The sequence below is a fragment of the Bradyrhizobium sp. ORS 278 genome (assembly GCF_000026145.1).
Lineage (GTDB): Bacteria > Pseudomonadota > Alphaproteobacteria > Rhizobiales > Xanthobacteraceae > Bradyrhizobium.
The window spans coordinates 6,593,449-6,617,480 of record NC_009445.1 but is presented as its reverse complement, the minus strand read 5'-3'; the positions used below and the strand labels follow the sequence as shown (position 1 = coordinate 6,617,480).

Here is a 24,032-nt window from a genome sequence, read left to right as displayed (position 1 = left end):
CGATGCGCGCTGACCGGGCGGTCCTCGCAGCCGTGACGGCGCCGCCTCTGGAGGGGCTGGTGTGGGCCTTCCGCTTCACGGCGGACGGCACGCCCCAGCCGCTCGCCAGCGACCAGCCGTTCCATCTCGATCACGACGGCTGGTACTGGCTGCACTTCAATCTGGCCGATGCGCGCGCCGTGCAGTGGCTCAGCAATTCCGACCTGCCCCCGGCGGCGCGGGCCCTGCTGCTGTCCAAGGACAGCTTTCAGCAGCTGCACGGCACTGAGAACTGTGTGCACGGCGTGATCGCCGATCTCGCGCGCGACATTGGCGGATCGACCGAGGAGGCGGGGCGGCTGCGCTTCGTCATGACCGAGCGTCTCTTGGTCAGCGGCCGTCATCACGCCTTGCATGCGGTCGACGTGACGCGGCGGTCGCTCGAATCCGGTCTGCGCGTCCCGAGCGCGGCCGTGCTGTTCGAGCGCATCGTGGAGAACGTCGCCGAGGCGATGGAGCACGTCGTCGACGGCTTCGAGCAGCAGCTCGACGATATCGAGGAGAAGCTGCTGTCGGACGAGGGCGACAATCAGCTTCCCGCTCTTGGCCGTCTGCGCCGTACCTGTGTGAGGCTGCACCGGCATCTGTCCGAGCTGCGCGTCGTGCTGCATCGGTTCGACCGCAACGCACCGTCCGACATCAAGCCGGCCCTGCAGCTGCGCGCCCGCGATCTGGCGGAGCGGCTCGACGGCCTCGACCACATGGTCGTCGAGCTGCGCGACCGCAGCCGCCTCCTTCAGGAAGAGCTCCATCTGCAGATGGAGGAGCAGACCAACAACAGTCTCCGCGTGCTGTCGGTGTTGACGGCCCTGCTGCTGCCGCCGACGCTGGTCACCGGCATCTTCGGCATGAACACCAAGGGATTGCCGCTGACCGATACGGAGGACGGTTTCCTTTGGGCCGCTCTGCTGATGGTGTTGACGGCCGGCGGCGCGTTCCTGCTGATGAAGCGCATTGGCCTGATCAGATAGCGAGTGTTGCGTGATAATTCGAGCGTCGATGGCAGGGCGGATCTCTTCGGCCGCGCTTGCGCTTCTGATCACGATGACGCTGTCCTCGGAAACACGCGCCGACGATCGCGCCGCGGCGGGCGGGCAGACGGAGGTTCAAAAGCAGCTCGCCGACTGGGGCATCCAGTTCAACCTGACCTATATCGGCGAGACCTTCGCCAACCCGGTCGGCGGTGTCCGCAACGGCGCCATCTACACGGGGCGCCTCGATGTCGGTACGACGATCGACCTCGAGAAGCTGGTCGGGTGGAGCGGAGCGACCTTCCACGCCAACGCTTACCAGATCCATGGCGACGGGCTGTCGCGCAGCTATGTCGGCAATCTGATGCTGGTCAGCGGCGTCGAGGCTTTGCCCGCCAGCCGGCTCTACGAGTTCTGGGTCGAGCAGGCGCTGCTTGGCGGCAAGCTTCTGGTCCGTGTCGGCCAGCAGCCGTCCGACGTCGAGTTCATCGACAGCAAATATGACGATCTGTTCGCCAATTCCGCGCTGGGATGGCCGGGCATCACCGGCATCATCCTCCCGAGCGGGGGACCATCGCCGCCGCTCGCGGTGCCTGGCATCCGGCTGAAGGCGCAGTTCACCGATCAGCTCGTCGGCTATCTCGCCGTGTTCGACGGCGACGCCGCGCCCCCAGGGCCGGGCGATCCCCAGCTCAAGAACCCGCATGGCATCCTGTTCCGCGTGCAGGACCCGCCCTGGGTGATCGGGCAGCTCCGATACGGCTTCGACCTGGGCTCGACGGCCTTGCCCGGCACGATCGCCGCCGGCGCCTGGTATCATTTCGGCTCATTCGACAACCAGCGCTTCGACAGCGACGGACGCGCACTGGCCGATCCGCTCAGCTCCGGGCAGCCGGCACGCATGCGCCGCAACCAGGGTGTGTTCGCGGTGTTCGAGCAGCTGCTGATGCGCAGCCCGTTGGATGCCGCCAAGGGGGCGGGCCTGTTCGTCAGGACCTCCGTCAGCCCGTCGGATCGCAACCTCATCAGCTTCTATCTCGACGGCGGCATCCAGTTCACCGGCTTCAGCGCGGCGCGTCCCGACGACAAGTTCGGCATCGCCGCCACCTATGCAAGGATCTCGCGCGATGTCCGCCGCTACGACCAGGATCTGCAGCTGTTCACCGGGATCGCGACGCCGGTGCGTGATTTCGAGGCCATCTTCGAGGCGAGCTACTCGTTCCAGGTCACGCCGAACGTCGCCGTGCAGCCGATCGTCGAATATGTCATCCATCCCGGTGGCGGCGCCGTCGACCCCAACGATCCGACCCAGACCCGCCGCATCCGCGACGCCATCGTCTTCGGCGTCCGCACCACCGCCGCGTTCTGAGAGGGGCAAGCCTCAAGAGGCCGCGTAGAGTCGAGCGTGCGGACGCATCAAATATGCCGCTGAGAGTAGGCGCACCTGATCTCCGCTTGCCACCCAGCCAGTCGTCGGACCGGCTCTCCTGGAGTCAGTCGACGACGATGCTCTTCGCCACCGCTTCCGCGATCTTGATGCCGTCGATGCCGGCGGAGAGAATTCCGCCGGCATAGCCAGCGCCCTCGCCGGCGGGAAACAGCCCTTTGGTGTTAAGGCTCTGGAACGTGTCGTCGCGCGTGATGCGAATGGGGGAGGACGTGCGTGTCTCCACGCCGGTAAGAACCGCATCCCCCATATCGAAACCGCGGATCTTGCGGCCGAACACAACCAGCGCTTCGCGGATCGCCGCGATCGCATAGTCGGGCAAGCACGCAGAAAGGTCAGCCGGTGTGACGCCTGGCTTGTAGGACGGGATAACGCTGCCGAGCGACGTTGACGGTACGCCGGCAAGGAAATCGCCGACACGCTGCCCCGGCGCCGCGTAAGTGCCGCCCCCCGCAACAAACGCCGCCGACTCCCAGCGCCGTTGGAAATCGACCCCCGCCAGCGGCCCGCCCGGAAAATCGCGCGGGGTAATCCCGACCACGATACCCGCGTTGGCGTTGCGCTCGGCGCGTGAATACTGGCTCATGCCATTGGTGACCACGCGTCCAGGCTCGGACGTTGCTGCGACCACTGTGCCGCCCGGACACATACAGAAACTGTAGACGGCGCGATCATTGGAGGCATGATGGACAAGCTTGTAATCCGCAGCGCCCAGAACAGGATGCCCCGCGCGAGCGCCGAACCGCGCCGTATCGATAACAGATTGCGGATGCTCGATCCGGAAGCCGATTGAGAACGGCTTCGCCTCCACGTGGACCCCGCGATCCGCTAGAACCTGGAAAGTATCACGCGACGAGTGGCCGATCGCGAGCACGACATGGCTTGCTGCGATGCGCTCACCGTCAGACAGTACTACGCCACGGATGCGCCGCTCACCGTTGCTGGACGTCTCGATATCGAAATCCGCAACGCGGCTCTTGAAACGGTATTCCCCACCAAGCCCTTCGATCGTGGCCCGCATGTTCTCCACCATCTTCACGAGGCGGAACGTGCCGATATGGGGGTGAGCTTCGGTGAGAATTTCAGATGGCGCGTCCGCCTTGACAAACTCCGTCAGCACCTTGCGGCCGAGGTGGCGCGGATCCTTGACCTGGCTGTAGAGCTTGCCATCGGAAAACGTTCCCGCGCCACCCTCGCCATATTGCACGTTCGATTCTGGATCAAGCACAGAGCGGCGCCATAGCGCCCAAGTGTCCCTGGTGCGCTCCCGCACCACTTTGCCGCGCTCCAGAATGAGCGGCCGAAAGCCCATCTGGGCAAGCACAAGCGCCGCGAACAGTCCACAAGGCCCAGCACCGATCACGAGCGGCCGCACGCGCAGGTTCTCGGGCGCGCGAGCGACAAACCGGTAAGTCATATCTGGAGCGGGAACAACATCCTTGTCCTTTGCGAAGCGCTTCAGCACGGCCGCTTCGTCCCTCACCTTGACATCGAGCGAATAGACCAGCGCGATGTCGGACTTTTTACGTGCGTCATGGGCGCGCCTGAATATCGCGCACGAGAGCAGATGCTCCACCGGTATGCGCAACCGAGCGGCGGCCGCCTTCTTGATTGCTTCAGCCGGATGATCCAGCGGTAACTTGATTTCGGTCAGGCGAATCACTTGCACTCGCTACGAATAGGTTAGAATTGCCGTCTTGTAGCACAACAAAAGCACGGCGTATGACGCCATCAGCATCCGCAAGGCGACATGTCCGCCCTGGGTCATGAATGACAAAACTCACGGTGAGCATAATAGGTCCGCTTTCGGGTGCATAGCGACCGTTGAGCCCGACAGCCGAGCCAGTGCCGGAAATCCGCGCTCTCGTCTCAAATCCGGATCAATGCTGCTGGCCAACCGTGGCCATGACGCGGACTGGATTAGAGAGCGTGTCATCAAGAATGGCCTGGGCCAACTCCTGCCGAAAAGCAACCGCAGCGATCCGATCTGCTTCAGCTCCTATCTTGATCGTGCTCGCAATCAGTCGAGCGGTTCTTCAACAGGATCAAACCATGTCGTCGGGTGACGACGCGCGATGTCGATGCGCTCTCTCTCGCCGTAAGAACCGGAAGAGGGAGCAGACTGCCGGTGCGGGGGACACCCGCGCGCTCCGCAAAATTCTGAAGAGCAAAAAATAGTGATTGCGATTTTCCCGAATTCATGATTATCTCCGCTCATCCCGCCTCACTCGAAGGGGCGTTGCGCGCGATCGTCACGACACGCGAGGCGGGGATGCGATGGCCGCGAGAGCTCGCAGCATGTCCTTGTCGGGCGTGCGGACGAACGAGCTGTCACGGACGGTCAAGTCGCGTGGTCCTGGCCTCCCGAAGCTGAGGTCAAGTTCGCGCCGCTGCTGACGCGCGGCGCTGACGACGGTGGCCAACAAGCCGGCGCACCGGGGAGATCGCGAAGCAGCCGGAAGCCCGTCGCGCAGGGAATGCCGGATGCTCGGCTGAACCTGTGGTACCTGCCGCCTGCATTTTCTTTCGCAGGCGGGCCATGGGTGAGGCCTTCACCCGGCATTCCCTGCACCCTCCTGTCTGTCGTGGAGGGCCGTCGAGATGCACAGCTCGGGCGACATCTGCCGCGAGACCGCAGCGTCGTGTTCCGGTGCCATGGAGGTCCTCCGCGCATTCAGGATCGGCGTTCCAGCGCGATGCGCATGTGACAATTCCATGACTGATCCAGCGCAAATACTCTTCATGTGCGGCTGCTACCACCGGGCCGAGCAACCGTGACAGGGGTCCATGAAGACTGAAATCGTCAAAGAGCTGGGACAGGCCGACATCCTGCTGCCGCGGCTGGTGGCCGAGGGATTGGCGGCCAACGACCGCATCAAGCTCCGCCTCAGCGCGCTGCAGGCCGCCGTCCAGCACGCGCGCGATCCGCGCGGCGATGTGCCTGATCTCACCATGGAGAGCCGCGCGGCGGGGCTCGCGCCCGCGGCGCTGGTGACGTTGATCGGCGGCGCGCAACTCGCCGGCGACGACAAGGTGGTCGCTCCCGGCCTCGCGCCACATCTGAAGGGCATCGAGAGCGACATCCTGGCGATGATCAGCGCCGTCACCGTGGGCGATGCCGCGAGTGGCCAGCAGTTCGACAGGCGCCTCGCGTCGATCCGCGGCGCAGGGCATCTGGACGCAACGCCTGAGATCGAGATCGCCCGCATCGGCCGCCTGACAGGCGTCGACCATGAAGGGCCGGACAGCCTGCACCGCCTGGTGATGGATCTGCACAAGGCGCTGAACCGCCTGGCCGCGAGCCATTCCGAGCAGGTCATCGCCGGCGCCCACGTCTTCGGCGTGCAGGAGAGCGACCGCGCGCCGATCGAAAGCTTCATGCGCGGCCTCGGCGAGACACGGCCGCTCAAGTTCAACCATCCCGGGCTCGATGCGACCGCGATCCGTGCCGGCGATCGTCTCGTCATTCAGAACGACATCGGCACCACCGACGCCCATGTCATCGTCATCGTCGTCACCGCCAGCACGGTGACGATCACCTACACCGACGTGCATCTGGCGCGCGCGAAATTCTTCGTGTCGCTGTTCGATGGCCGTGCGCTGAAATGGAGCGGTCTCGACAAGCATGCCGCCGCCGGACTGGAGGACGAGGGCACCTTCTATCTCGTCACCGGATCCTATGAGTATGGCAGTCCCGACGACCGCGACGATCTGCTCGCGGCGATCGGCGCGTCGCTGGTGTTCCTGATCGACTGGAACAAGGCGCGCAAGCTGCTGCGCAGCTGGGTTGCCAAGACCGATGCGGTGCGCATTCTCGAATGGGCGGCGCGCCAGCGCATCGGCCATCGCGGCTTCCTGGAGCTCGGCGGCAACGAGCTGCTCGGCGCCGCCGTGCGCAGCGCCGCGCCGACGCGCATCGGCTTCGGCGAGCGGCTCGACCAGGTGCTGGGCCGCGAGGCCGCGATCAGCTTCCTCAAGGCCTGCCTGCAGATCTCGACCGAGGCGCTGCTGGAGGGTCAGTCGTCGCGGCTGGCGCGCGACCGCATCGGCGCCGATCTCGTCAGGCATCTCGACCGCGTCGACAGCGGCCTGCTCGCCATGGTGCTGCGGCAGATCGGCCTGGCACGCGATGTGGCGGCGCTGGTGCAGCAATCGGTGGCGAGCAACGAACCTGATCCGGCGGCGGCCAAACGGCTTGCGGAGCGGGCCGCCCGGATTGAGCAGAAGGCCGACAGGATCGCCATCGAAGCGCGTGCGGAGATCACCCGGCTCAATGCGCGGCTCGTCATCGGCGATCTGGTCGACCGGATCGAGCAGGCCATCGACGAGCTGGAGCAGGCCGCGTTCGTCGCATCGCTGATACAGGTTCCGATGAAGACGGAGATCAGGTCCGCGCTTCAGGCGCTCGCCGCCATCGGAGTGACTGCGACCGAGCATGCTGCAGTCGGCCTCGCCGCCGCGGCCGAGGTGCAGGAGGGGCGCCGCGCCGATTCGGAAGACGCGTTGGCGGCGGTCGCGCGGCTGATGGATGCGGAGCATCACGCCGATACGAGGGAGCGCGAGATCACCGCGATCGTGTTTTCCGGCGGGCTTGATCTGGCGGCCGCTTTGGGCGCGCTCGAGCTGGCGCGCGCGATCGAGCGCGCCACCGACTGCCTGGCGAGCTTTGGACACCTGCTGCGGCGCTACACGATGAGTGATCTTTCGGCGTGAGGACCAAGAGCATGATCGTCAGAATTGGGGATGGCCGCCGCGAGCTGCCAAGCGCGGACGAGGTCGGCGCCAAGGCGGCCAATCTTGCGCGCATGGCCGCGCTGGATCTGCCGGTGCCGCCCGCCTTCGTGCTGCCCGTGCAGCTCTGCGCCGATGTCGTCGCCGGCAAGGGCCAGGCGACACGCCAGCTCGCCGAGGGACTGAAAGAGGGGATTGCCTATCTCGAGCAGGCCACCGGAAAAACCTTCGGCTGCTCGCGCAACCCGCTGCTCGTGTCCGTGAGATCCGGCGCTGCGCGCTCGATGCCGGGCATGCTCGACACTGTCCTCAATGTCGGCTGCACGTCGCGCGCGGTGCGTGGCCTGGTGCGCGCCACCGGCCGGCCGCGACTGGCGTGGGACTGCCGCCGGCGGCTGCTCGAGAGCTACGCCGAGACGGTGATCGGCCTCGAGGCCGCTGCGCTGGCGGAGCGTTTGAACCAGTTGATTGCCGCTGAAGGCGTGAGCAACGAGCGCGAGCTGGACAGCGAGGCGCTCGAGCGGCTGGCTGCCGAGGAACGCAGGCTGCTGGAGGATAACGACGATGACGGCTGGCTCGAGGATGCCGCGGTCCAGCTCGAGCGCGCAGCGTTCGCCGTCTATCGCTCCTGGACCAGCGAGCGGGCGAAGACCTATCGGCGGCTCGAAGCTCTGGAGCATCTGACAGGCACAGCGGTCACGGTGCAGGCCATGGTGTTCGGCAATGGCGGCACGTCGTCCGGGGCGGGCGTCGCGTTCTCGCGCGATCCCTCGACGGGCGTCGACGAGCCGGTGATCGACGTGCTGTTCGATTCGCAGGGCGAGGACGTCGTCTCGGGAAGACGGACGCCTGAGACCGAGGCCGCGTTGTCCCGATCATTGCCGCGTGTCGCGCAGCAGCTGCGGGCAACGCTGAAGCGGCTCGAAGCCGAGTTTCGCGATGTGCAGGACATCGAGTTCACGATCGAGGAAGGCCGTTTGTGGATTCTGCAGACACGCGCGGCCAAGCGCACGCCGCGCGCGGCGCTGCGCATCGCGGTCGGTCTGGTGCATGAGGGGGTGATCTCCCAGGACGAGGCGCTTGCAAGACTGCAGGGAATCGACCTGGAGGCGCTGACGGAAACGTCGCTCGTCGCGGTCGGCGAGCCTGCGGCGGTGGGAGTTGCCGCATCCGGCGGCGTCGCGGCCGGGCGCGCGGCGTTCGACAGCGCGTCGGCGGAGCGGCTCGCGGCAGCCGGAGATCCAGTGATTTTGATCCGCCCTGACACCAGCACCGCCGATGTCGCAGGCTTTGCCGCGGCCGTTGGCATCGCCACGGCGGTGGGAGCTCGCACGGCGCATGCGTCGCTCGTTGCGCGGCAGATGGGCAAGCCCTGCGTGGTCGGCTGCGCCGCCATCCGCTTCGACGAGGACGGCCATCAGGCGTGCATCGGTGACACGATCATTGCTCCGGGTGACTGGATCACGATCGATGGCAATGCCGGCCGGGTCTATCTGGGGCGCGGCGAGATCGTGGCGCGTCGGCCGGAAGCCGAGCTTGCGGAGCTTTCGACCTGGCGCTCCGCCGCCGCTTGAGACGCCGGCACGGTCGCCCAGCCGGGGCTGGACGACCGGAGGACCCGGGGTGTCAGTTGCGGGTTGGCGCCGGCACGGCCGTACGGTTCGCCGGCACCGTGACGGGCTGGTAGGAGAACACGTCGCGCGAGCGCGGGTCGACGGTCACCTTGAGCCAGCGGACGTCGTTGTTGCCGTTGGCCTGGTTGTCGCCGAAGGTTTCGACGCGAACGAAGTTTTCCAGCCGCTGGCCGGCGCTGTTGAGGAACGGCTGATCGATGCGGAAGTAATGCGAATCGCCATGGACATAAGCGACGGGCTTGCGGAACGCCTCGACCTCGGTGCGCAGCGCGGTGAGAAAGCTCGCGAAGCCGTCGGGCTGTCCGTCGGTCTCCGCAAGCGTCTTGGGATCGCGCAACGGCGCACGGGTGCTATCGGAGAGATCCCAGCCGGGATCGGCCTGCGAGATGAACATCACGGCCGCCGAATTGCGCTTCTTGGCCTCGGCGAAAGTCTGCTGCATCCACAGAATCACCGCCGCGTTGCGGGCATTGTATTCGTCGGGATCAGGATTGGTGTCGCAGAGATTGTTGCAGGAGCCCTGCACGTTCAGCGTCGCATAGGTGACGCGGCCGACGGTCCAGCGGCGGTTCTCGACGCAGCCGACCTTGGTGCCGTTGGCGCCCAGGCAGAGCGCGTCGGTCTGCACCTCCTGGCGCAGCTTGCGCTGCCCGAGCGAGAACGGGGTGGAGAAGAACACCTTGCGCTCATAGTCGAGCCGGTCGCGCGAGTTGAAGCCGCCGTTCGACGGCCGGTCGCAGTCGACCCAGTCGTTATCGCCCGGCGTGAACATCGCCGGCGCCTCGAGGCTGTTGAAGAAGGCCAGCGCCTGTGCATAGAGGCCGGCATCGCAGGCCGAGTTCGAGCCCTGCTTGAGGTCGCCGTCATGAACGGTGAATTTCAGCCGGTGGGCATTCATGTCGGCGATCAGGTTCGGCACGCCGACGGTGGCCTGCAGCGTCGAATAGGGCAAATCGCCCCACAGACCGATTGTATAGCTGTCGTCATCGTCGCCCCAGTCGTGATCATGCGCGAGGCTTGGCGCCGCCGCGGCAAAGGACAGCAACGAAACGGTCACAGACAGCGTGAGCAGTTCATGGAAAGCAGATTTGAATGATGATCGAAATGACATTCTGCAAGATCCCCCAAGATCCCGTTTGCACAACGCCGCTTGCATCCAAGCGGCCGTGCAACGATGCGGAGCATCGATAACGGAGGCGTGACGAATGGCTGACAATCGGCTGACGGATCGATGATGTTGCGGATCGGTACGTCGCTCCGCCGGTCCCGAAGTAAGAGGCCCGCCGCAACAGAGTGCGGCGGGCCTGTCCTGCTCGTACCGTCGCTACGCTGACGGAAGCGATCAATCAGCGATCGTCGTCCCGATCGTGGTCGTGGTGATGGTGCCAGCCGCCGTCGTGGTCGTCGTCATCGCCGGCGAACACGAACAGGTTCATCAGGTCGCCGATCGCCGGCCGGTTCTTCGGCACGTAGCGATTGTCGTCCCGATCATGGATCGGGTTCGGCAGCCGGTCGCGGCTGACGGCGGAGATGGCGGGCAGCCGCCAGTTGCGCTCGATGAACTTCAAGAGCGAGACGTGGTCGTAATAGGTGTGGTCGACATGACCCTTCTTGGCCAGCGGCGAGACCAGAATGAAGGGAATGCGGGTGCCGTCGCCGAGGAAGTCGACGGGCTGGACGTAGCCGGAGTCGTAATAGCCGCCGCCTTCATCGGTGGTGATGAAGATCGCCGTCTTCGCCCAGAGTTGCGGGTTGGCCTTGACGCGGTTGATCAGGGCCTCGAGGAACTTCTCGTAGAGGTCCGTGGTCGAGTCGGCGGGATGTCCGGCCAGCGCCTCGAACGGACGCACGAACGACACCGCCGGCAGCGTGTTGTTCTGCACGTCCTTCACGAAGGCGCCGTAGTTCTGCAGCTTGGCTTCCTCGGTCGGGTTCGTCATGACCTTGATGAAACCGGTCAGCGGGTCGCAGATGCCGCAATAGGAGTGGAACAGCAGCGGCACGCCGTCGACGCTGGTGGCGAAAGTGGTGGCGTCGTCGCCGCGGTCGGCGCTGTAGTATTTCCAGGACACGCCCTTGGCGGTCATGACGTCGGCGATCGTCGGCGCGCTCTGCGGCGGCAGCACGAACTTGTCCGAGCCCAGCGCGTTCGGCTTGGCGCTGGTCTGGTTCCAGAACATGCTGTAATTGTTGACCAGATAATAGTGGTTCGGCGCGCAATTGTTGTTGTGGACGCCGTTCTTGAACAGCTGCTCGTTGATGGCGGAGACACCCGGCGCGCTCGGATCCGAGCAGTTGACGTAGGAGCCGCCGCTGTAGCCGTCCTGCTTGTAGTAGTTGTTGGTGCCGGGAACGGGGTCGGGGTTTTCGATCTGGTTGGCGTAGGGCACGGCAGGCGCGCCATTCAGCGTCTCGGGATTGGTGAAGAACGCCGCGTGGCCGGTCACGAGGGCCTGGAAGTTGGCACCCGTGCCGCCCATGACCGCCTGGTGGTAGTTGTCGCTGATCGCGTAGTCGTCAGCCAGCTTCTTGAAAAACGGCGCGTCGCCGGGCTGGGCCTTGCCGCTCGCATCGGTGAACGGGTTCATGTTGTAGAAGCCCATCGAAATGGCGCCTTCCATCGGATTGAAGCCGCCGGCGGGGTACGGCTTGCCGTTCGAGCCGGTGCCGATGGACTGCTCGACCCACACGAACTTGTCGTGCTTGCCGCCGTCGATGTCCTGCCACATCTGAAAGAAGCGATGCACCGGATCGCCGGTGTAGGCGGCGTAGGGCACGTATTTGGAGATCTGATACGGCCCGTTGGGGAGATTGGCGGGGAAACGCGTGTCGAGCACGTTCTGCGGCAGGCCGATGCCGTAGGTGGTGTAGGGTTGTGGCAGCGTGGCGTAGGCGCCGCTCGATGCGGTCTCGGCGCTATAGCGCACCTCGTCACGGCCGATGCGCTGCTCGGCCTTCTTGAAATGCGGACCGGGCGTGCCGTCCTCGTTGACGATGCCCTTGCTGAGCAGGTTGTCGATGCTCTGGTCGGCCTTGGGCTTGTAGGTGCCGAACAGGTTGTCGAAGGTGTGGTTCTCGCCGACGATGATGATGACGTGCTCGATCGGCGTGGTGGTCGCCGCGCCGGCGAACGCGGGCGCGAGGCTGGTCGCGGTGAAGACGGCAGTGGTCGCAAGCGCGATCGCCTTGGACCGTATGACTGTTCTGGTCATGACATCTCCGGACGGAGTGGGTGTGGCTGGCGCGTGCCGCTGCTGAGCGGGCGCCTGCGTCAAAACATCGCAGCAACAAATTGCAATGCGGTGTCGGTCATGCTTCGGATTTGTGAATTGCGCAGAGCCGATGTTACTCGTGGTGCTATCAAGTGCGCGAGCTGGTGCGCAGTCGATCAGCCCGCGACGCATCCCCTGCGTCGTTCGTCGAGCGGCTTCAAAGGTCCCGCGCGTATCCGCTCGAACGAGCCGGTGCGGTGCCTAAAACTGGCCCGGCGCCCAGTTCAGCGCGAGCGCCTGCCCTTGCGCGATCTGGCTGGTGGACATCTTCGAAGCGACGGCGTTGCGCAGGCGCAGATAATAGCTGCGCTGCGCTGGGCTGGCACGACCGGCGGCGAGGTTCAGCCATTTATAGGCGAGCACGACGTCCTGCGGAACGCCATGACCCTTGTCGTACATCAGGCCGAGCATGGCCTGGCCAAACGGATTGCCGGCGGTCGCGGCCTGGCAATACAGGTCGCTGGCTACCTCGTAGGCCTGCGGCGTGCCGAAGCCGTTCTCATACATGAAGCCGAGCATCGCCTGGGCCCTGGGATCGCCATGCAGCGCCAGTGGTGTGAGTACGCGAACCGCGCGCACGAAATCCCCGCGCGCATAGGCGCTGCGGGCCACGCTGACGGAATCCGCTCGCACGGGAGACGCCGCCGCTCCGACCAGCAGACCGGTTGCGGCCAGGACCACGGCGAGCGCACGGGTCGATCGGATGAGTGAGACGGTTTCAGCGAGTGGTGCGGACACGCAAATCATCCGTGATGCTGGCTCCGACCGATCCGCGGAGCTTGGAGCGGAGTTCCTCGGCCACCTGATGGGCATCGCTGCCGTCGCGGATGATCTGCGGCCGGATGAAGATGATGAGCTCGGTCCGCGTGCCCTTCTTGTCCTGGTGCGAGAACGTGTCACCGAGAATGGGAATCTCGTCGAAGCCGGGAATGCCGTTGCGGTTGCCGGTCTGCTGCTCACTGATCAAGCCTGCCAGCAGCACCGTCTGCCCGTTGGCGACGGAGATAGCGCTCTTGACCTTGCGCTGCGACACCGTCGGCGTAAGGCTCGCGGCGGTCTGCGCCGCGACGTTGCTGATCTCCTGCTCGACCTCCAGCCGGACGTTGCCGTTGGCGGCGATGCGCGGCACGACGCGCAGGATGATGCCGGTGTTGCGATAGTCGATGGTGTTGACGACGGTGTTGCTCGACGACAGCACGGTTGCGCTGCCGGTCGATACCGGCACGACGTCGCCGACCTGCAGCGTGGCGGTCTGATTGTTGATCACGACCAGCGAGGGATTGGAGAGCACCTTGACGCTGGTCACGGTGTGGAGCGCATCGAGTATCATGTTGGGCGACGCCTCGTGCCCGATCAGGAAGTTGAAGCCGGGAAGGGCGCGGTTGATGAGTGCGGTGGTCGCAGCCGCCGTCGTCGCTGTGGCCACCGATGTCGTCTGCGTGTTCGTGATCGAGCCCCTGTCGGTGCCGAGGCCGAGCACCTTGCTCGAGAGATAGGCCTGTACGCCGTAGGACAGCTCGTTGGTGAGCGTCACCTCGGCGATCGTGGCGTCGATGCCGACCTGCAGCACCGGCTGGTCGAGCTGCTGCAGCGTGCTGGAGATGATTCGGTAGCTCTCGCGGTCGGCGTAGATCACCAGCGAGTTGTTCACCGTGTCCGGGGTGATGCGGACATTGGGCATCAGCGGCTGGCCGCCCCCCGCGCCGCCGCTGCGTGGCTCCAGCCCGGTCGAGGAAGGGGTGCTGGAGGACGACGATGGGCTCGACGATTGCATGCCGGAGAGACCGCCGGCGCCTTGCGTCCGACTCAACGGATTGGCGCTCGAATTCGTCGAGTTGCCTGCGTTGGTGTTGAACGACAGCCGGTCGGCGACCGAGGTCGTCGTGCCGTCGGAGCCCGGCGCAGTCTGGTTGTCGGTGCTGTCTGTGGAGGACGAGCCGGCGCCGCCGAACATGTCGGTGAGCAGCTTCGCCAATTGGCGGGCGTCGCCGTAACGGATACGGTAGACATGAACGCTGTTGCGCCCGGAGTCGGCCTGATCGAGCCGCCGGATCCAGGTTGCCGCGCTCTGCAGCAGCGCCGGCTTGCGCGTCACCACCATGATCGCGTTGAGACGGTTCACGACCTGCAGCTTGACCAGGTTCTGGCTGAGCCCGTTCTCGCCGGTGTCCATGATCTTCTCGAGCTCGGCGACAATCGGCTCCGGGGCGGAATTGCTGACCGGGAAGACACCGACCGATTGGCCGCGCATCCAGTCGACATCGAAGCTGAGCGCGGTTTCGATCGCCGAACGGCGCTCGGGACCCGTTCCCTGGATCAGCAGCAGGTTGCGCGTCGGATCCGCGCGTACACTGCCGGCGCGGGTGGCGAAGCTATCCATCAGTTTCAGGATCGTCTGCGCGCCGACATATTGCAGCGGCACCACCGAGACGCCGTAGCCGGGCTCGGCCCGGGCCGCCTCGCCATCCACGCGCCCGGCGCCGATGGCGTCGCCCAGCGGCGTCAGCTTGTAGCCGCCGCCTTCGCGAACCAGGACCACGCCCGACAGGCGCAGCGCGCTCTCCAGCACGAACAGGATGTCGGACTTCGGCACCGGCCGGGCCGACACCAGGCTGACGCTGCCCTGCACACGCGGATCGATGGAGTAGCCGGCGCCGAGAATGTCGCCGATCACGACCTTTGCGACCTGCGCGATCGGCGTGTTTTCGAAATTGAGATCGTAACCCCGGCCGTCGCCTGCGGGTTGCGGCCGGATCTCGGCGACCTCCTGGACCATCGTGCCCGGATAGGTCCGCGCGCTGGCGCGCTCCGCCTCCGGGCGTCCCTGGATGGAGGCCACCGGCACGTTGTCTCGCGGCAGGATATCGAGCGACCGGACCTTGTCGATCACGTCGACATCCGCCGGCGCGCTGGCCTGCGAGTTGAGCGTGGCCATGTTGCACGAGGCAAGCATCACCGCGATCGCGAGCAACGACGCCTGCCGGGCAACCGCAGCAAAGAGGCTTCGATTGCCGATACAAAACATGGACTTGCCGACCTACTCATGTTGACCGGCCGAGACGTGAGCGCGTCCCGTCCGGGCCTTGCAATCTGCATAGCGGTCCAATGTGACACTTATGTATATCCGCCGCGAGCCGCCGGCCTTTGCGCGTCGTGTGTGTCCGAAATGTCGGCGCCCCGATTTCGTACAGCCGTCATGTTCGCGATCGATAACGGCGGCAGCCAGGAGCGGGGTGCCGAGACCAGGGGCCGGCACGGGCGCCACCGGATCACGCCATGAGCGGTATGCTGTCGACCCAGTTTCACGACTATCTCTCCCAGCGCCACCCGCAGGCGGCTGACAGCGGAGCTGCGGGCGAGGCACAGGTCGCGCTCTGGGACAAGTTCGGCCTGAGCGCCGAGGCGTTCGCCGAGGAGGCGGCTCGCTTCACCGGGTTGGAGCGCGTCTCGTTGCGCGAGCTGCTCGCGGCCGTTCCGGCAACGGCAGAGTTCTCCGATCGCTTCCTGCGCGAGGTGGCCGGTTATCCCTATCAGACGCCCGAACGCGTCGCCGTGTTCGCAGTCGCCGATCCGACCGATCAGGCGGTCCGCAGAGCGGCCGAGCTCGTGCTCGGTCCGGCGACGGTCTTCAAGGTCGCCTCGTACGAGGATGTCGCCGTCGTCCTCGACCAGCGCCTCGGCGGCACCGACGATTCGGAAATCTCCCCTCAGCAGGAGCTGCGCGACGACGACGTCGAAAGCCTGCGCGATCTCGCCAGCGGCGCGCCGGTCGTCCGCGCCGTCAACGATCTGATCGAGAAGGCGGTCGAGATGCGCGCCAGCGACATCCACATCGAGCCGTTCTCGACCGGTCTCGTGGTCAGACTGCGCGTCGACGGCCTGCTGCGCCCGATCGCGGCGCCGGCGGGCGTGCTGCCGCAGGCCGTAATCTCGCGCATCAAGATCGTTGCCGGATTGAACATTGCCGAGCGTCGGCTGCCACAGGATGGTGCCGCGCGCATTCGCGCCGGCCGTACCGAGATCGATGTCCGCGTCGCCATCATGCCGACGCAGGCCGGCGAGTCGGCGGTGCTGCGCATCTTGCCCAAGGATCGGTCGCAACTGGTCGCGAATCGTCTGGGGCTGTCCGCGCGGGACGACGCCGCGCTGCGGCGCCTGATCACGCTGCCGCACGGCATGATCGTGATCACCGGACCGACTGGCAGCGGCAAGACCACGACGCTGGCGACGATCCTGTCGATGCTCAACACCCCCGAGCGCAAGATTCTCACCGTCGAGGATCCCGTGGAATACGAGATCCCCGGCATCAACCAGTCGCAGATCAAGCCGGCGATCGGACTGACCTTCGCCAGCGCGCTGCGCTCCTTCGTGCGTCAGGACCCCGATGTCATCATGGTCGGCGAGATCCGAGACAGCGAGACGGCGCATGTCGCCATCCATGCGGCGCTGACCGGCCATCTCGTGCTGACCACGCTGCACACCGAGACGGCGGCAGCCGCGGTGCCGCGGCTGCTCGATCTCGGCGTCGAGGGCTATCTGTTGCGATCGACCCTGCGCGCGGTCATTGCCCAGCGCCTCGTGCGTCAGCTGTGCGAGCACTGCAAGACGGCGCGTCCGCTGGATGAGGCGACGTGCCGGGATGATCCCCGCTACAGCCATGTCGGCCTCGTGCCCGGCGACATCGTCTGGTATCCGGCGGGATGCGAGCGCTGCGGCCACAGCGGCTACCGTGGCCGGGTCGGCGTGTTCGAGCTGCTTGAGCTGACCTCCGGCCTGCGCGAGCTGATCGCCGACAGCGCCGATGGTCTCGCGATCGACCGGCGGGCGATCCAGGAGGGCATGACGACGATGCTCGACGACGGGGTCGCCAAATGCCGCGCCGGCGTCACCTCGGCGTCCGAACTGTTCCGTGTCCTCGTCGTGCGTTGAGGTGGATCGTGCCGAGCTACCGCTATCGCGCTTTGACACAGTCCGGCGAGATCGTCGTCGGATCGCTCGATGCGCCGTCGCGCGGCGAGGTCGAGCGCCGCATCTCCTATCTCCAGCTGCTTCCGATCGAGACGGTCGAAGAGAAGGCCAGGACCGCGTCATCAGCCGGACTGTCGTTCGGCGGTCCGTCCGCAGTCGATGTGACCACCTTCACCCGCGATCTCGCATTGCTGCTCAAGGCCGGCGCGCGGCTCGACGATGCCCTCGATCTGCTTTCGAACGATTCCGACATCGGCCGGCTCCGGCCGGTGGTCGCGCGGCTGCGGGCGGCCATCATGAGCGGCGAGAGCTTTGCCGACGCCGCGGCCGCTCAGCCCTTGTTGTTCTCACCGATGTATGTCGCGCTGATGCGCGTGGGCGAGGCCTCGGGAACGCTCGATCAGGTGCTGACCGCACTTGCCGGCGAACGCGAGCGCTCCGAGGCGACGCGCCGCAAGCTGACCGACGCGATGCAGTACCCCGCTTTCGTATTCCTGGCTGCGATCGGCGTGATGCTGTTCTTCCTCGTGGCCGTGCTGCCGAATTTCTCCGCCGTGCTGCGCGATTTCGGCGGCCGCGCCGACACCGCGCTGGGCTTCTTCATGTCGCTATCCGATATCCTGCGCGACAACGCCGCCGTGATCACGCTTGGTTGTGCGGCGCTGCTGGTGGCCGGCTGGTGGCTGCTGCGCCAGGCCAACGTTCGCGCTGCTCTGACCAGTGGCCTTGCGGTGCTGCCCGGCATCGGCGGCATTCTCACCTTCTATCGAACGAGCCTGTTCTGCCGCAATCTCGGTTTGCTGCTCGGCTGCGGAGTGACGCTGAGCGCGGCCTTGCGCATCCTGGTCGATGTGATGGCGGTGACCTCGTCGCGCGCGCCCTGGTCGGCCGCCGCCGATCGCGTGCGCCACGGCGGCAAGCTGTCCCAGGCGCTGTCGGCCGACGACATGCTGCCGCCGATGGCGCTGCGCATGCTGCGGCTCGGCGAGGAGACCGGCCAGCTTCCGACGCTCTCGACCCGCATCGCCGAGTTCTACGAGGCCAAGCTGCAGCGCGCGCTCGACCGCGTCGTCGGCATCGTCGGCCCTGCCGCCATCCTGCTGATCAGCGTCGTCGTCGGCGGCCTGATCGTGTCGATCATGACGGCGCTGCTCTCGGTCACACAACTCGTCGGCTGACCTGGTCCAAGGAGAATGAGATGAGCTCGATGACGCAAACCACGCCGGCAAAGCATCCACGCCGGGAGAGCGAGCGCGGCTTCACGCTGGTCGAGATGCTGGTGGTGATCACCATCATCGGCTTGATCATGGGGCTGATCGGCCCGCGCGTCCTCAATTATCTCAGCGAGTCCAAGACCAAGGCCGCGCGGATCCAGTTGCAGAGCTTCTCCAGCGCGCTCGATCTGTTCTATCTCGACGTCGGCCGCTATCCCTCGACCTCGGAGGGTCTCGCCGCGCTTGCGCAGCGTCCGGCCGGCTTGAACACGTGGAACGGGCCATATCTGAAGGGCGGAGCGGTGCCGAAGGATCCGTGGAACGCGGCCTATGTGTATCGTGCACCGGGCGACCACGGCCCCTTTGACATCCTGTCCTACGGGGCCGACGGCCAGGAAGGCGGCACCGGCACCGCGGCCGATATCGTTCTGGGAACACAGACGAGCGCGCGCGGTGAGTGACGGGCGGCAGCGCGGCTTCACGCTTCTCGAGATGGTTTGCGTGCTTGCAATCATCGCGATGCTGGCGTCCGTCGCGCTGCCCTATCTGCCACGGCAGACGTCGCGGCCGCGGCTGCAGGCCTATGCGCTGCAGGCGGTCACGCTGCTCAAATCCGACCGCGCCGCATCGATGCGTAGCGGAATGCGGATCGACACGCAGATCGATACGTCGCGACGGCTGATCCGCGCCGGAACGGGTCCCGCGCTGAAGCTGCCGGACGACGTTGCCTTCCAGGCGACGCTGCCGCGCAGCTGTCAGCAACGTCCGGTGCGAGCCACGATCAGCTTCTTTCCCGACGGCCTATCCTGCGGCGGCGCGATCACGATGTCCCGGGCCGATCTCAGCCTGGAGATCCGCGTCAACTGGCTCACGGGTCACATCGACATTGTTTCGCGCGGACTTGCGCATGGTTGATCGCATGGCTGATCGATCCGGACATCGATTGAGAGAGGCCGGCTTCACGCTGATCGAGGTGCTGGTCGCGCTCGCCGTCGTGAGCGTATCGATCGTTGCGATCGGAGCCGTCGTCGCGCGCAATGTGACCAGCGTCCGCAAGCTCGAGCAGCACGTCACCCTCGTCAGCGATGCGAGACTGGCGCTGGCGACATTGCTGTCGGATCGCAGCCGCCTGCAGCCAGGGAGCGCCGATCAGCGATCAGGCTCAGGCTCGGTCGCGCTGCAGATCAGCCCGCTCGGTGGCGATTGGAGCGAGCCGGCGGGACAACAGGGCTGGATTCCGGAGATGGTCACCTTGCGTGTGAGGACCGCCTCCGGTGCGATTGCCAATATGCAGACGGTCCGTCTGGTGCAGGGGCCGCGCAGATGAGCAATCGATCGGGGCGTGCGTATGAGGCTGGCTTTGCGCTGATCGAGGCGCTCGGCGCGCTCGCCATCGCAGGAATCGTGCTGTCGGCGTTGCTGGCGGTGACCTCGCAATGGCTGCCGGCCTGGAAGCGCGGGCTCGATCGCGTGCAGCGGGCCGAAATGCTGGCCGCTGCGTTGCGCCGGGTCGGTGATGATTTCGCCGCCGCGCAATTCGTCTCCGCCAATCGCGAGCAGAAGGCGCCCTTGTTCATCGGCCAGGAGTTCTCCGCGATGTTCGTGCGCAGTGAGCTTGGCCCGAACGCTGGACGCGGCCTCGACATCGTGAGGATCGGCGAGAGTGGTGCGCGTAGCGAGCGCGTGGTGCTGCGCTTGCGTGCGCCGTTCGAGCCGATGCCTGTCGGCCAGTCTGTCCCGGACCAATCTCGCTTCGGCGATTCGGTACTGCTGCTTTCCGCCCCGTTCCGCATGTCTTTCGCCTATGCCGATCGGACCATGGCCTGGGCGAGCGAATGGCGCGATGCGGCCAAACTGCCGTTTGCGGTCCGGATGACGGTCCGTGACGAAAGCCGCGGTGGTGAGCCTGTTCTTGTCAGCGCGGTGCAGATCGCCGTCGATTCGGCCGGCGGCGGCTCGGTCGACGGCGTTGCCGCTGCTACGAACGGCGCGCCGGCTACGGCCGAGCCGAAGCAAGCGCCCAAGATCGAGCCGATCGACTGATGCCGGGACATTGTTCAAGCCACGGATCGGATCGAAAGCGCGGCGCACAGGACGGCTTTATCCTGATCGCGGCGCTGTGGATGCTGGCCATGCTCGCGGCGCTCGTCGTGATCGTGTCGCAGCAGATGGGCAGCTCGGCGCGTCTGCTCAGGTTCGAGGACGACGCGGTCGAAGCCGACGCACTGATCTCGGCCGGCATCGAGTTGTCCGCCTACCGCTTGCTGCAGGCAAAGGATGAGGATCGGCCGAAGCAGGGCAGCTTTCGCCTCATGCTCGGCGGCAACGACATCGCCGTGACCTATGTGAACGAGGCGGCGCGGGTCGATCTCAATACTGCGCCGAGGGACATGCTCGAAAATCTCTTCGTCGCGGTCGGCAGTGAGCGGGACGCCGCGACCGAATATGCCGAGCGGGTGATGGCCTGGCGCTCCAAGCCGGCTGACGCGGCAAAGGCGCAGGCGGAGGAGGCACGCTACGCTGCGGCCGGGCTCAAGCGGGTGCCGAGACTGGCACCGTTCGCCCATGTCGGCGAGCTCACGCTCGTGCTCGGCCTACCCGCGTTCCTGGTCGAACGCGTGCTGCCGTTCGTCACCGTCTTCAACGGCTCACCGGGCATCGACCCGACGATTGCACCGACCGAGGTGGTCGCGGCGTTGCCGGGCATGACGCCGCTCATTCTGAAGGACTTCCTCAACTCGCGCGCCTCGTCATCGCAGGATGCGGACGGCTTGGCGAAGATCCTCGGTCCGGCCGCGAAGGACGCGGCGAAGGGCAAGAGCAAGTCCGTGCGCCTGCACATCGTCGTCGGTCCGGCGGGCGGGCTGCATCATGCGGCGACGGCGGTGATCGTCCCTGGCGGCGGCGAGCAACCCTATCGGCTGCTGGCGCGGCAGGATGAGGGACCGCAACCGAGGGGCGCGCGACAGGCGCGATGGGTGCCATGAAGCTCACCGAGAGCATTGAACACGGGCTGACGGCGTGGACCGCGTCGGCTGCGACTGCGATCGAGTCGGCGGCCGACCGACAGCTCAGACGGCCGCTCGTCATCATTCGATATGATGCGCCGGACAACGTCGTCCTGACGGTGCAGGCGCCGCCGAAAGGCAAGCCGTCGCTGCCGCCAGCGACGATCAGTCTCGCAGGGCAGGATGCACGCGGCCAGCTCTCGGCCGAGTGGCTGCGCCTGCTGCGCGGCTGCGCGATGGAAGTTCGTCTGGCCGCCGCGACGGTCCTGGTGCGGCCACTCGATTTTCCCAAGCAGGCGGAGCCATTTCTCGAGGGCATGATCCGCACCCAGATCGGCAGGTTCACGCCCTGGACCCTCGATCAGGTACTTTACGGCTACAGTCCTCCGCGCGCGGCTGCGGGTGACCGGATTTCGCTCATGCTCGCGGCGACGCCGCGCGCGTTGGTCCAGCCACTGCTGGCGTTTGCCGACGCGGCGGGCGCGGCGAAGGTCGTCGTACTTGTAGCCGACGGAGCCCCGGATGGAGTGCCAATTCAGGTCTTCAAGGCATCACTGCGGTCGTCCCTTGCGGGTGGGCGCGATCTCGGGCGCGTTCTCAAGCTCGGCTGGATTTCGGTGGCTGCGATCACGGCCGTGATGCTGGTGGTGTCGACGCTGATCGGCGGCTATCTCGATCGTGAGATCGATGATACGCAGGCCGAGGTCGCGCGGCTGCGCGCCGCGCTGCGGCCGGTGATCGGTGCCGCTGTGGCCGCTGACGGGCTTCTTGCCAAGCGCAAACAGACCAGCCCGGCCAGCGTCATCGTTCTCGACACGCTGTCGAAGGTCCTGCCGGATGGCACCTATGTGACCGAGCTGCACATCGAGAATGATCGCCTCCAGATCTCCGGCCTCACGCAGGACGCGCCGGCGCTGATCCGTCTGATCGAGCAATCGCCGCAGTTCAGCCGCGCTACCTTCTACGCGCCGACCACGCGGTCGGCCGGCGAAGCGGGCGAGCGCTTCCACATCGAGGCGCGGATCAACGCCTATTTTGGAGACCGGGCATGAGCTTCATGGCATCGCTGCGCCGGATCTTCGTCGGCACGCCGGCCGTGGCGGCGCTCATCTACGCCTTGACCACGGTTGCGTTGATCTGGCTCGGCGCATCGGCCGTGATCGATCTCGCGGCGAAACGTGACCAGCTCGGCGATAGCAGCGCGCAACTGGCGCAGTTCTCGGGGCGCAAGCGGCCGGGTGCAGCGGGTGGCAGTCTCGCGACGCCGGGAGGATCCGTCTTCGTCGAAGGCCGGACGGTGACGATTGCGGGCGCGACGCTGGTCCAGCGTCTCACCGAGGCGGTCGCCAAGGTCGGCGGCAATGTGTTGTCGACCCAGGTCGATCTGCCCGCGGCGCGCGCGACGAGCAACATGATCAGCGTGGTCGCCAGTTGCGAGCTCGAGCAGCCGGCCCTGCAGCAGCTGCTCTATGATCTCGAGGCCGGGCTGCCGTTCCTGTTCGTCGATCAGCTTCATGTGCAGCAGTCGCTGGCGGAGGCGGCGAGCGGGGCAGGGCGGCTGCGCGTGCTGGTCACCGTGTCGGGACAATGGCAAGGACAGATGTGATGCGGTCATTCGTCGGATCACGCCTCGTGGCGCTGGTGCTCGCCTCCGTTCTCGGCAGCTCCGTCGACCTCGCCTGGTCGGAGGACGGCGATGCGCCCGAGACTGCCGCGTCCGCAAGCCATGATGTCGAGCCACAGGCAGTTGGTTCGCTGCCCGCGCCGCATGCCCCAGGCGCGGCACCGACGGCGCGAAGCATCAATCCGCTGTGGGACCTTCCCCTCACGGTGCTGTCGGCGACGCGCGATCGTCCGATCTTCTCGCCGTCGCGCCGCCCGCCGCCTGTGATGGCTGCCCCTGTGATGGCGACGCGCGAGCCGCCGCCGCCTCCACCGCGGGAGCCGGAGCGGCCGAATCTGCAGCTCGTCGGCACGGTGGTCAGCGATGAGGAGAGTTTCGGCATCTTCCTCGATCCGTCCTCCCAGGCCTCCCTCCGTCTGCGGCTCGGGGCCGAGCACGATGGCTGGCTGCTGCAATCCGTGAGGTCGCGACAGGTGACCTTGCAGAAGGACGCGGAAATGGTGACCTTGCCGATGCCGCAGGCCGGAGAGGGCGATGTGCAGACCGGCGGCGTGACGCCGGCCTCACCTGCGCCACGCGAGCGGATGGCGCGCCGTGCGCGTTGAGCGACGCCGCCGACGTCACGACGCAATGATCCAATCGCCTCCCCATGTCTGCAGGACAAGCACGCTGAGAAGGCCGATGACCAGGAACGGGCCGAACGGCAACGCGGTCTCGCCCGTCATGCTTTGGCCGCGCATCCTAAGAAAGAGCACAGCGACAAGCGCCGTCATCGTGGCGATCAGCAGCAGGATCGGAAGACCGGGCAGGCCGGCCCAGAGCGTCGCGGCCATCAGAAATTTGACGTCGCCGAGACCCAGCCCCTGGCGGCCTCGTGCGATCAGGTAAAGACGGCGCAGCAACAGCAGTGCGGCGCCGACGGCCAGGGCCGCGGCGATATCCCACAAGGCCTGCGGGAGATCGGTGAGCACGACGGTCCGGACCAACCCGCTCGCCGCCACCAGCGCATTCATCCAGTCCGGCAGCAGGCCCTCGCGCAGATCGGTCCAGATCAGTCCGGCGCAGGCCAGAAGCAGGACGATGATGCAGATGCTGGCGATGGAGTCGGTCACGCGATCTCGAAC

The 24,032-nt window shown here is 66.2% G+C and carries 20 protein-coding genes and 1 pseudogene; 15 read left to right on the top strand and 6 right to left on the bottom strand.

The genetic code is table 11. From position 1 onward, the window contains the following. Positions 1–2 precede the first annotated feature (2 nt). A complete protein-coding gene (locus tag BRADO_RS29545) occupies positions 3–1,010 on the top strand; it encodes a transporter (protein WP_012029877.1) in 1,008 nt (335 codons plus the stop codon). Between the two features lie 28 nt (positions 1,011–1,038). Further along, complete coding sequence (locus tag BRADO_RS29540) at positions 1,039–2,379, top strand: carbohydrate porin (protein WP_041757123.1); 1,341 nt, start codon at positions 1,039–1,041, stop codon at positions 2,377–2,379. 124 nt (positions 2,380–2,503) lie between these two features. On the opposite strand, the gene BRADO_RS29535 is transcribed toward BRADO_RS29540, so the two are convergent. Next, positions 2,504–4,120 (bottom strand): NAD(P)/FAD-dependent oxidoreductase, encoded by a 1,617-nt coding sequence (locus BRADO_RS29535; RefSeq protein WP_012029875.1) that lies wholly within the window; start codon positions 4,118–4,120, stop codon positions 2,504–2,506. Between the two features lie 184 nt (positions 4,121–4,304). Between BRADO_RS29535 and BRADO_RS35545 the strand changes: the two are divergent. The 3 genes and pseudogenes from BRADO_RS35545 to BRADO_RS29520 all read left to right on the top strand — a co-directional run. Further along, a pseudogene (locus BRADO_RS35545) lies at positions 4,305–4,531 on the top strand (IS5/IS1182 family transposase); the annotation flags it as partial. A gap of 713 nt (positions 4,532–5,244) precedes the next feature. Continuing rightward, positions 5,245–7,170, top strand: coding sequence for a hypothetical protein (locus BRADO_RS29525; protein ID WP_012029873.1), 1,926 nt, complete (start codon positions 5,245–5,247; stop codon positions 7,168–7,170). Positions 7,171–7,181: 11 nt separating this feature from the next. Continuing rightward, positions 7,182–8,762, top strand: coding sequence for a PEP/pyruvate-binding domain-containing protein (locus BRADO_RS29520; protein ID WP_041757121.1), 1,581 nt, complete (start codon positions 7,182–7,184; stop codon positions 8,760–8,762). 52 nt (positions 8,763–8,814) lie between these two features. Here BRADO_RS29520 and BRADO_RS35320 read toward each other — a convergent pair whose 3' ends face one another. The 4 genes from BRADO_RS35320 to gspD all read right to left on the bottom strand — a co-directional run bounded on the left by BRADO_RS35320 (position 8,815) and on the right by gspD (position 15,119). Then, a complete protein-coding gene (locus BRADO_RS35320; RefSeq protein ID WP_041757119.1) occupies positions 8,815–9,933 on the bottom strand; it encodes a hypothetical protein in 1,119 nt (372 codons plus the stop codon). Between the two features lie 235 nt (positions 9,934–10,168). Continuing rightward, positions 10,169–12,034 carry an alkaline phosphatase family protein gene (locus tag BRADO_RS29510; protein ID WP_012029870.1) on the bottom strand — a complete coding sequence of 622 codons (1,866 nt, stop codon included), beginning with the start codon at positions 12,032–12,034 and terminating at the stop codon, positions 10,169–10,171. Positions 12,035–12,295: 261 nt separating this feature from the next. Beyond that, positions 12,296–12,841: a tetratricopeptide repeat protein gene (locus BRADO_RS29505; protein WP_050781053.1), complete on the bottom strand. Its 546-nt coding sequence runs from the start codon at positions 12,839–12,841 to the stop codon at positions 12,296–12,298. Further along, positions 12,813–15,119: a type II secretion system secretin GspD gene (gene gspD, locus BRADO_RS29500; protein WP_012029868.1), complete on the bottom strand. Its 2,307-nt coding sequence runs from the start codon at positions 15,117–15,119 to the stop codon at positions 12,813–12,815. The genes BRADO_RS29505 and gspD overlap by 29 nt, the downstream gene beginning before the upstream one ends. Before the next feature lie 251 nt (positions 15,120–15,370). On the opposite strand from gspD, the gene BRADO_RS29495 reads away from it, so the two are divergent. From BRADO_RS29495 to BRADO_RS29450, 10 genes are read left to right on the top strand one after another with little or no spacing between them, the layout of a single operon-like run. Beyond that, positions 15,371–17,023, top strand: a complete 1,653-nt coding sequence (locus BRADO_RS29495; RefSeq protein WP_012029867.1) for a GspE/PulE family protein — start codon at positions 15,371–15,373, stop codon at positions 17,021–17,023. Between the two features lie 8 nt (positions 17,024–17,031). Further along, complete coding sequence (locus tag BRADO_RS29490) at positions 17,032–18,240, top strand: type II secretion system F family protein (protein WP_012029866.1); 1,209 nt, start codon at positions 17,032–17,034, stop codon at positions 18,238–18,240. 20 nt (positions 18,241–18,260) lie between these two features. Then, entirely contained in the window at positions 18,261–18,737 is a 477-nt protein-coding gene (gspG, locus tag BRADO_RS29485) for a type II secretion system major pseudopilin GspG (RefSeq protein WP_012029865.1), read from the top strand. After that, positions 18,730–19,191: a prepilin-type N-terminal cleavage/methylation domain-containing protein gene (locus tag BRADO_RS29480; protein WP_012029864.1), complete on the top strand. Its 462-nt coding sequence runs from the start codon at positions 18,730–18,732 to the stop codon at positions 19,189–19,191. The genes gspG and BRADO_RS29480 overlap by 8 nt, the downstream gene beginning before the upstream one ends. A 4-nt stretch (positions 19,192–19,195) precedes the next feature. Next, entirely contained in the window at positions 19,196–19,603 is a 408-nt protein-coding gene (locus BRADO_RS29475; protein WP_012029863.1) for a prepilin-type N-terminal cleavage/methylation domain-containing protein, read from the top strand. Then, complete coding sequence (locus BRADO_RS29470; protein WP_012029862.1) at positions 19,600–20,319, top strand: type II secretion system protein J; 720 nt, start codon at positions 19,600–19,602, stop codon at positions 20,317–20,319. Before BRADO_RS29475 ends, BRADO_RS29470 begins: the two co-directional genes overlap by 4 nt. Then, on the top strand, positions 20,319–21,263 hold the full coding sequence (locus BRADO_RS29465) for a general secretion pathway protein GspK (RefSeq protein WP_012029861.1): 945 nt from the start codon (positions 20,319–20,321) through the stop codon (positions 21,261–21,263). Before BRADO_RS29470 ends, BRADO_RS29465 begins: the two co-directional genes overlap by 1 nt. Further along, positions 21,260–22,336, top strand: coding sequence for a PilN domain-containing protein (locus BRADO_RS29460; protein WP_012029860.1), 1,077 nt, complete (start codon positions 21,260–21,262; stop codon positions 22,334–22,336). The genes BRADO_RS29465 and BRADO_RS29460 overlap by 4 nt, the downstream gene beginning before the upstream one ends. After that, positions 22,333–22,890, top strand: coding sequence for a type II secretion system protein GspM (gene gspM / locus BRADO_RS29455; protein ID WP_012029859.1), 558 nt, complete (start codon positions 22,333–22,335; stop codon positions 22,888–22,890). The genes BRADO_RS29460 and gspM overlap by 4 nt, the downstream gene beginning before the upstream one ends. Next, the gene (locus BRADO_RS29450) at positions 22,890–23,513 is read left to right on the top strand and encodes a hypothetical protein (RefSeq protein ID WP_041757118.1); all 624 of its coding nucleotides are present in this window, start codon (positions 22,890–22,892) and stop codon (positions 23,511–23,513) included. The genes gspM and BRADO_RS29450 overlap by 1 nt, the downstream gene beginning before the upstream one ends. Positions 23,514–23,528: 15 nt before the next feature. Here BRADO_RS29450 and BRADO_RS29445 read toward each other — a convergent pair whose 3' ends face one another. Then, positions 23,529–24,020, bottom strand: a complete 492-nt coding sequence (locus BRADO_RS29445; RefSeq protein WP_050781052.1) for an A24 family peptidase — start codon at positions 24,018–24,020, stop codon at positions 23,529–23,531. Between the last annotated feature and the right edge of the window lie 12 nt (positions 24,021–24,032).